The organism is uncultured Actinobacillus sp. (genome assembly GCF_945915845.1).
Lineage (GTDB): Bacteria > Pseudomonadota > Gammaproteobacteria > Enterobacterales > Pasteurellaceae > Exercitatus.
Window position 1 is genome coordinate 1 of sequence record NZ_CAMEFX010000067.1, and the last position, 6,732, is coordinate 6,732.

Below are 6,732 nucleotides of genomic sequence, written 5' to 3' on the forward strand. Positions count from 1 at the left end.
TCGTTGTGTGGGGCGTATTATAGGGATTTCAAAATCCTTTGCAAGCACTTTTTTTTTAAAATTTGAAATTATTTTTCAAATGTTGATTTTCTGCACAAACTGTTGTTTTATTCATCTAATTTCAACACAATCAACCGCTCAAACCCCCAACGAGTTTTCAAGGTTTGCATAAACTTAGTTTGAATATCAAATTGCTTCGTGCAAAAAATTAAATTTTCTGTTTCATTTTTTGACTGCACTTTCATATTTTCAAGCAAATACGCCACACGTTTCGCAATAGCCGGTCCAGGATCAATAAAATGTTTTACTTGTGGTAAACAGATCTGTATTTCATCTCTGATCAAAGGGAAATGTGTACACCCCAATATTACCGTATCTAAGTCTTCAAGGGTATGCCATGCTTCCAGTTCATTACGTAGTGCAATTAAATCTACTGAATCTCCCTGAATTTTATCTTGCGCAATCTCGACTAACTTCGTTGAACCTAATTTTTCTATCTGACAGCCAACCGCATATTGCTGAATTAATTGCTCCACATAAGGGCGTGTTACTGTTCCCTTTGTTGCTAATAAACCAATATGCTTGGTTTGAGAAATTTTAGCAGCAGGTTTAATAGCCGGTACAGTACCAACAATGGGAATATCAAAAATCTCACGTAATGCAGGTAAAACCACAGTACTTGCAGTATTACATGCAATAACAATAAGATCTAAAGGATAGGTTTCATTGATTTTCTTACATACGGAAACCGTACGCTGAATCACTAATTCTTCTGCTTTTTCCGAATAAGGAAATATTTCATTATCAAATGCGTATAAATAATGGTGTTGAGGTAACAAATCGAGTACTTCGCGATAAACGCTAAATCCACCTACTCCCGAATCAAAAAATAAAATTGTTGCTTTATCTGTCATATAATAAAAAACTCATTAAAAATGAACCGCACTTTATAATAACGATGCAATGGCTACGCATTACTATAAATTTCTTTATTATTTAACCAACGTTTAATCAGCCTTTCTGCTCGTTCAGGATGTTGCATGATCAATGCCTTTGCATAGTGTTGAACCGTTGGAATCATACGGCGATCTCGCATTAAATTGGCGACTTTAAATTCGGCAATACCTGTTTGTTTGGTACCTAACACCTCACCGGGGCCTCGAATTTCCAAATCTTTTTCTGAAATCAGAAATCCATCTTGACTATCTCGTAATACTTGCAAACGCTTTTGAGAAATTTTACCTAGCGGCGGTTTATACATCAACACACAAAATGACGCCGTACTCCCTCGTCCAACACGACCTCGTAATTGGTGAAGTTGAGATAACCCTAGCCGCTCCGCATTTTCAATAATCATCAAACTCGCATTGGGTACATCCACTCCCACTTCAATCACCGTTGTCGCGACCAATACATCCAATTCTGCTGCTTTAAAACTTGCCATAATTTCCTGTTTTTCAGCAGGTTTCATTCGCCCATGAACTAGCCCAATACGCAAGTGCGGTAAAGTTTTGGTTAGATCTTCCCAAATAGCTTCTGCCGCTTGAGCTTCTAATACTTCACTTTCATCAATTAATGTGCAAACCCAATAAGCTTGTCGCTTTTCATTTGTACAAGCATGATGTACTCGCGATACAATTTCCGCACGACGTTCTTCTGAGATCACAACGGTCGTAATCGGTGTACGCCCTGGGGGAAGTTCATCTATAATAGAAGTATCTAAATCCGCATACACTGTCATTGCTAAAGTTCTCGGAATAGGCGTTGCGGTCATAATTAATTGATGCGGATAATAACCCGATTGCTCCCCTTTTTCTCGTAACATTAACCGTTGATGTACACCAAAACGGTGTTGTTCATCAATAATAACCAAGGCTAAATCCGAAAAAACAACGTCTTCTTGAAATAATGCATGAGTTCCCACCACCATTTGTACCGATCCGGTTTGAATATCCTCCATCGCTTTCTGTCTTGCTTTACCTTTAACTTTACCGGCAAGCCAACCTACCGAAACACCTAAAGGTTCAAACCAACGGCGGAAATTTTCAGCATGTTGCTCAGCAAGAATTTCAGTGGGTGCCATTAGCGCAACCTGTTTGCCATTATCAATGGCTGACAATGCTGCCAAAGCCGCCACCAAAGTTTTTCCCGATCCTACATCCCCTTGAACTAAGCGCATCATAGGATATTCACGCTTCAAATCTTGCTCAATATCTGCTGTTACGCGTGCCTGTGCATTTGTTGGCTGAAATGGCAACGCTGCCAAAAAACGCTGTTTTAAGTCCGTTTTAGGTAACAGTGGTAATGCATAATGTTGTTGTGCACCTAAGCGTACTTTTTGCATAGCTAAATTATGCGCTAATAATTCTTCAAAAATTAACCGCACTTGAGCAGGGTGTTGACCTTTTTCTAACATATCTAGGGATACATCTGGTGGTGGTCGATGTAAAAAGTGAATTGCCTCTTTTAAGCTGAATGAATGCGGATTAAATTCTTGTGGTAAGATTTCTGCAAGCGGAATATTATCAAGTAATGCCAATGCCTGATCGGTGAGCTTACGTAAGGAGTTTTGTTTTAATCCTTCTGTTGCCGCATAAATTGGCGTTAAGCTCTCTTCTAATTGAATGGGTTGATTATCACGAATAATTTGATATTCAGGATGATGCATTTCTGCCATAAACCGACCGCGCTTTATTTCCCCAAAGGCTTTTACACGTACGCCAACTTGAAAACTATTACGCATTCCTGCGTTAAAATTAAAAAATCGTAAAGTAATTTTAGAGGTACCATCAGATAAGCTTACAGTCAAAATAGGACGACGACCAAATGCGACTTCACAACTTTGTACTGTTCCTTCAATCGTTGAATACTGTTCAGGACGAACATCTGCAATAGGGGTAATACGTGTACGATCCTCGTAGCGTATTGGCAAATGAAAAAGTAGATCTTGAAGATTATTAATGCCAATGCGGCTAAGTTTTTCAGACATAGCCGCACCTACACCAGACAAGGTTGTCAATGGCATAGCATCAAGGGATTGTAAATGACTCATAGATTACGCATTCACGTTACGCGTCACTGAAATGACATTCGGCAAACTTTGGATTTTACGCACAATTGCCGTTAAATGTTTAGTGTCTTTAGCTGTAATCAATAAAATAGCTAAACTACTTTCCGCCTCATCTTCTGACCAAACGGAATGAATATTGCTATGCGCAGAAGTAATAGCGACTAATAAACTGCCCAAGTCCGCTGAATTCTGGAACGCTACGCGCAATTCAACCTCAAAATCTTGTCCTTCATTTTCAATTTGAAGTTCAATACTTTCAGGGTGGCGAACCAAACCTTGACAATTAGCATGATGAACGATCCATTCATTAGAAGCTGATTCGTAAGCACGAACTTTGTCACCAGCAATAGGATGGCAGCAATCTGCATAATGATAAATGCGAGTTGGCATAGAAAGCGCAGTCTGTTCTTCTTGATTTTTTAATGCCTGACGAATTTTCGATTTAGCTCGTCCTGTCACCACTGATTTTAACCAACTATCTCTTGGTTTTGCACTTGGTGAAGTCACAATATCTACCGTTTGCCCCGATACTAACGGACGCGTTAACGGATAATCCGCACGGTCAACGATTGCTCCGGCGCAAGAATCCCCCACATCTGTATGTACTGCATAAGCAAAATCAATCGCTGTCGCCCCTTCAGGTAACTCAATGATACGCCCTTTAGGGGTAAACACATAAATCTCATGACTAAACAAATCAGATTTAACGCTTTCAATAAACTCGAAAGAATTACCCGCACTTTGTTGCAATTCGATAATATTTTCTAACCAGCGTTGTGCTTTAATTTGCGCAGTCGTATTATCTGCTTTACCATCTTGTTTCACCATCCAATGTGCAGTCACGCCCATTTTGGCAATTTTATCCATTTCCTCTGTACGAATTTGCACTGCAACAGGAATACCTTTTGCCCCAATAGTCGCTGTGTGCAAAGCCTGATAACCATTGGTTTTGGGCACGGCTATATAATCTTTGATTTGCCCTGCTCTAGGTTTATACAAATGATGTACACAACCTAATGCACGATAACAATCATCCACGTTATGAGTGATAACTCGGAAGTTATAAATATCTAAAATGGTGCGAAATTTTTGAGAATGATTTTTTATGGATTGATAAATGTAAAATGCAGGTTTTTCTCGTCCATAAACTCGAGCAGATATACCAGCTTTGTGTAGCGATTCAGAAAGATTGTCTAAAATTGGCTGAATTAATTCTTTGCCCTTAGCGCGCGCATCTTGTATTACTCGATTGATAACCGCGTACCGCTGAGGATGCATCGCTTGGAAACAAAGATCTTCAAGCTCATTTTTGATATGCTCAATCCCTAATCGATGTGCTAATGGACTATAAATTTCAAGGGTTTCTTGCGCAATACGGCGGCGTTTATCGGGACGCAACGCCCCCAATGTGCGCATATTATGGGTTCGGTCAGCAAGCTTAATCAAGACTACACGAATATCTTTGGTCATTGCCAAAATCATCTTACGGAAACTTTCAGCCTGTGCTTCTTGGCGCGTGCGAAATTTAAGTTTATCAAGTTTAGAAACCCCTTCAACGATTTCTGCCACATGACTACCAAATTCAGCAGCTAATTGTTCTTCTGTGTAAGGTGTATCCTCAATGACATCATGTAATAAAGCGGCCATTATCGCTTCATGATCAAGGCGCATTTCTGCAATAATTGCAGCAACAGCTACGGGATGAGTAATATAGGGTTCACCACTTGAACGATATTGCCCATCGTGGGCATCACGAGCGATGACAAATGCACGTTCAACTAATTTAATTTGCTCTTTAGGCAAATAAGCCTGAATAATTTTATCTAAAGGGGCAAAGAGTTCCATAAACAATACCTTTTTATAAAATCAATAACTAAACGTGAGCGTGCAAATCGATAAGAAATTCAGATTTAATTAAGCTTCAACATCCACAAAACTAGCTTCTGTTAAACTTGGCTCAGTTAATAAAGAAACTGCATCTGTTTCTACTTTCTCTTGCGCTAACACATCTTGACGTTCTTGCATATTCATGATGTCGTTGTTGATTAAACCTTTTTCAATTTCACGTAATGCAATAACCGTTGGTTTGTCATTTTCTTCAGGCACCAAAGGTTCACGCTGGTTTAATTGCAATTGTCTTGCACGGCGTGCGGCCGTTAAAATTAAATCAAAACGGTTACCAATTTTCTCAACAGCTTCTTGTACTGTTACACGAGCCATATTTTTACTCCAAGTGATGTCTATTTTTTTAAAAGGGTTGTTTATGATACTAAAACCCAAGTTATTTTGCCAGTAATTCCTGAATTAACGTGCGATTTTGAGATTTCTGATAGGCTAAAGTTAATTTTTCTGCGCGCAAAATACTTTGTAAGTCAGCCAAGGCTTGCTCAAAATCATCATTCACAATGACATAATCATATTCATTATAATGAGAAATCTCATCCATTGCTTTTGACATTCGCTCAGCAATGACTTCCGCACTATCTTGTCCGCGTCCAATCAAACGTTGTTCAAGCTCTGCCAAAGAGGGTGGTAAAATAAAAATGCTTTTTACACTAGGTACTTTCTCACGAATTTGTTGTGCACCTTGCCAATCAATATCTAAAAATACATCAATGCCTGCTGCAAGATTTTTTTCAATAGCAGGCAAAGAGGTCCCATAATAATTTCCACCAAATACTTTGGCATATTCTAAAAATGCCCCTTGTTCAATCAACAATTCAAATTCTGCCACATCGACAAAATGATAATGTACCCCATTCTCTTCACCCGGACGCGGTTGACGCGTTGTATGTGAAACCGATACCATCATTTTTTGCGCCGTATTTTTTCCTAACAATGCAGCGATTAATGATGACTTACCTGCTCCGCTAGGTGCAGACAAAATATATAAATTACCTTGAGACATAATAATTTCCTTTCAGCAGATAAACTGTTCTTATTGCTATTATGCCAAAATTTGAAGAAAAGTGCGGTGAAATTTTTCGGTGTTTTTTCGAACAATTGAATTTCCTTTAAAAATTTGACATAGATCACATAAAACTTATTTGTTATAGTTATTTTTATAGTCTGGATTGTTCTGAAAAGAAACCGTGCTATAATCGCAAAGTGACGACTAAGTTTGCTCAGGAATGGGCAACTGAATCGTGATAATTTTGTTTAACTTAAAATATAGGTGAAAATCTTATGGCAATTAAAATTGGTATCAACGGTTTCGGCCGTATCGGTCGTATTGTATTCCGTGCAGCACAACAACGTGATGACATCGAAGTTGTAGGTATTAACGACTTAATCGATGTTGAATACATGGCATACATGTTAAAATACGATTCAACTCACGGTCGTTTCGATGGCTCTGTTGAAGTAAAAGATGGTAACTTAGTAGTTAACGGTAAAACAATCCGTGTAACAGCTGAGCGTGATCCAGCAAACTTAAACTGGGGTGCTATCGGTGTTGATATTGCGGTTGAAGCAACAGGTTTATTCTTAACTGACGAAACTGCACGTAAACACATCACTGCAGGTGCGAAAAAAGTAGTAATGACCGGTCCATCTAAAGATTCAACTCCAATGTTCGTTCGTGGTGTTAACTTCTCTGCTTATGCAGGTCAAGATATCGTGTCTAACGCTTCATGTACAACTAACTGTTTAGCACCTTTAGC

General features: G+C 38.9%; 6 protein-coding genes. 1 reads left to right on the plus strand and 5 read right to left on the minus strand.

What is annotated here, in order from left to right; genetic code table 11:
* Positions 1 to 107 precede the first annotated feature (107 nt).
* The 5 genes from murI to gmk form a co-directional block, all read right to left on the minus strand.
* The gene (gene murI, locus Q0O89_RS10095; protein WP_293731572.1) at positions 108 to 914 is read right to left on the minus strand and encodes a glutamate racemase; all 807 of its coding nucleotides are present in this window, start codon (positions 912 to 914) and stop codon (positions 108 to 110) included.
* 53 nt (positions 915 to 967) lie between these two features.
* Positions 968 to 3,052, minus strand: coding sequence for an ATP-dependent DNA helicase RecG (recG, locus tag Q0O89_RS10100; protein WP_293731573.1), 2,085 nt, complete (start codon positions 3,050 to 3,052; stop codon positions 968 to 970).
* 3 nt (positions 3,053 to 3,055) lie between these two features.
* Entirely contained in the window at positions 3,056 to 4,915 is a 1,860-nt protein-coding gene (locus Q0O89_RS10105; protein WP_293731574.1) for a RelA/SpoT family protein, read from the minus strand.
* Positions 4,916 to 4,984: 69 nt separating this feature from the next.
* The gene (gene rpoZ, locus Q0O89_RS10110) at positions 4,985 to 5,290 is read right to left on the minus strand and encodes a DNA-directed RNA polymerase subunit omega (RefSeq protein WP_273314517.1); all 306 of its coding nucleotides are present in this window, start codon (positions 5,288 to 5,290) and stop codon (positions 4,985 to 4,987) included.
* A gap of 61 nt (positions 5,291 to 5,351) precedes the next feature.
* Positions 5,352 to 5,978, minus strand: a complete 627-nt coding sequence (gmk, locus tag Q0O89_RS10115) for a guanylate kinase (RefSeq protein ID WP_273314515.1) — start codon at positions 5,976 to 5,978, stop codon at positions 5,352 to 5,354.
* A 278-nt stretch (positions 5,979 to 6,256) separates the two neighbouring features.
* On the opposite strand from gmk, the gene Q0O89_RS10120 reads away from it, so the two are divergent.
* The coding region (locus Q0O89_RS10120; RefSeq protein WP_293731575.1) for a glyceraldehyde 3-phosphate dehydrogenase NAD-binding domain-containing protein at positions 6,257 to 6,732 on the plus strand (476 nt) is incomplete at its 3' end.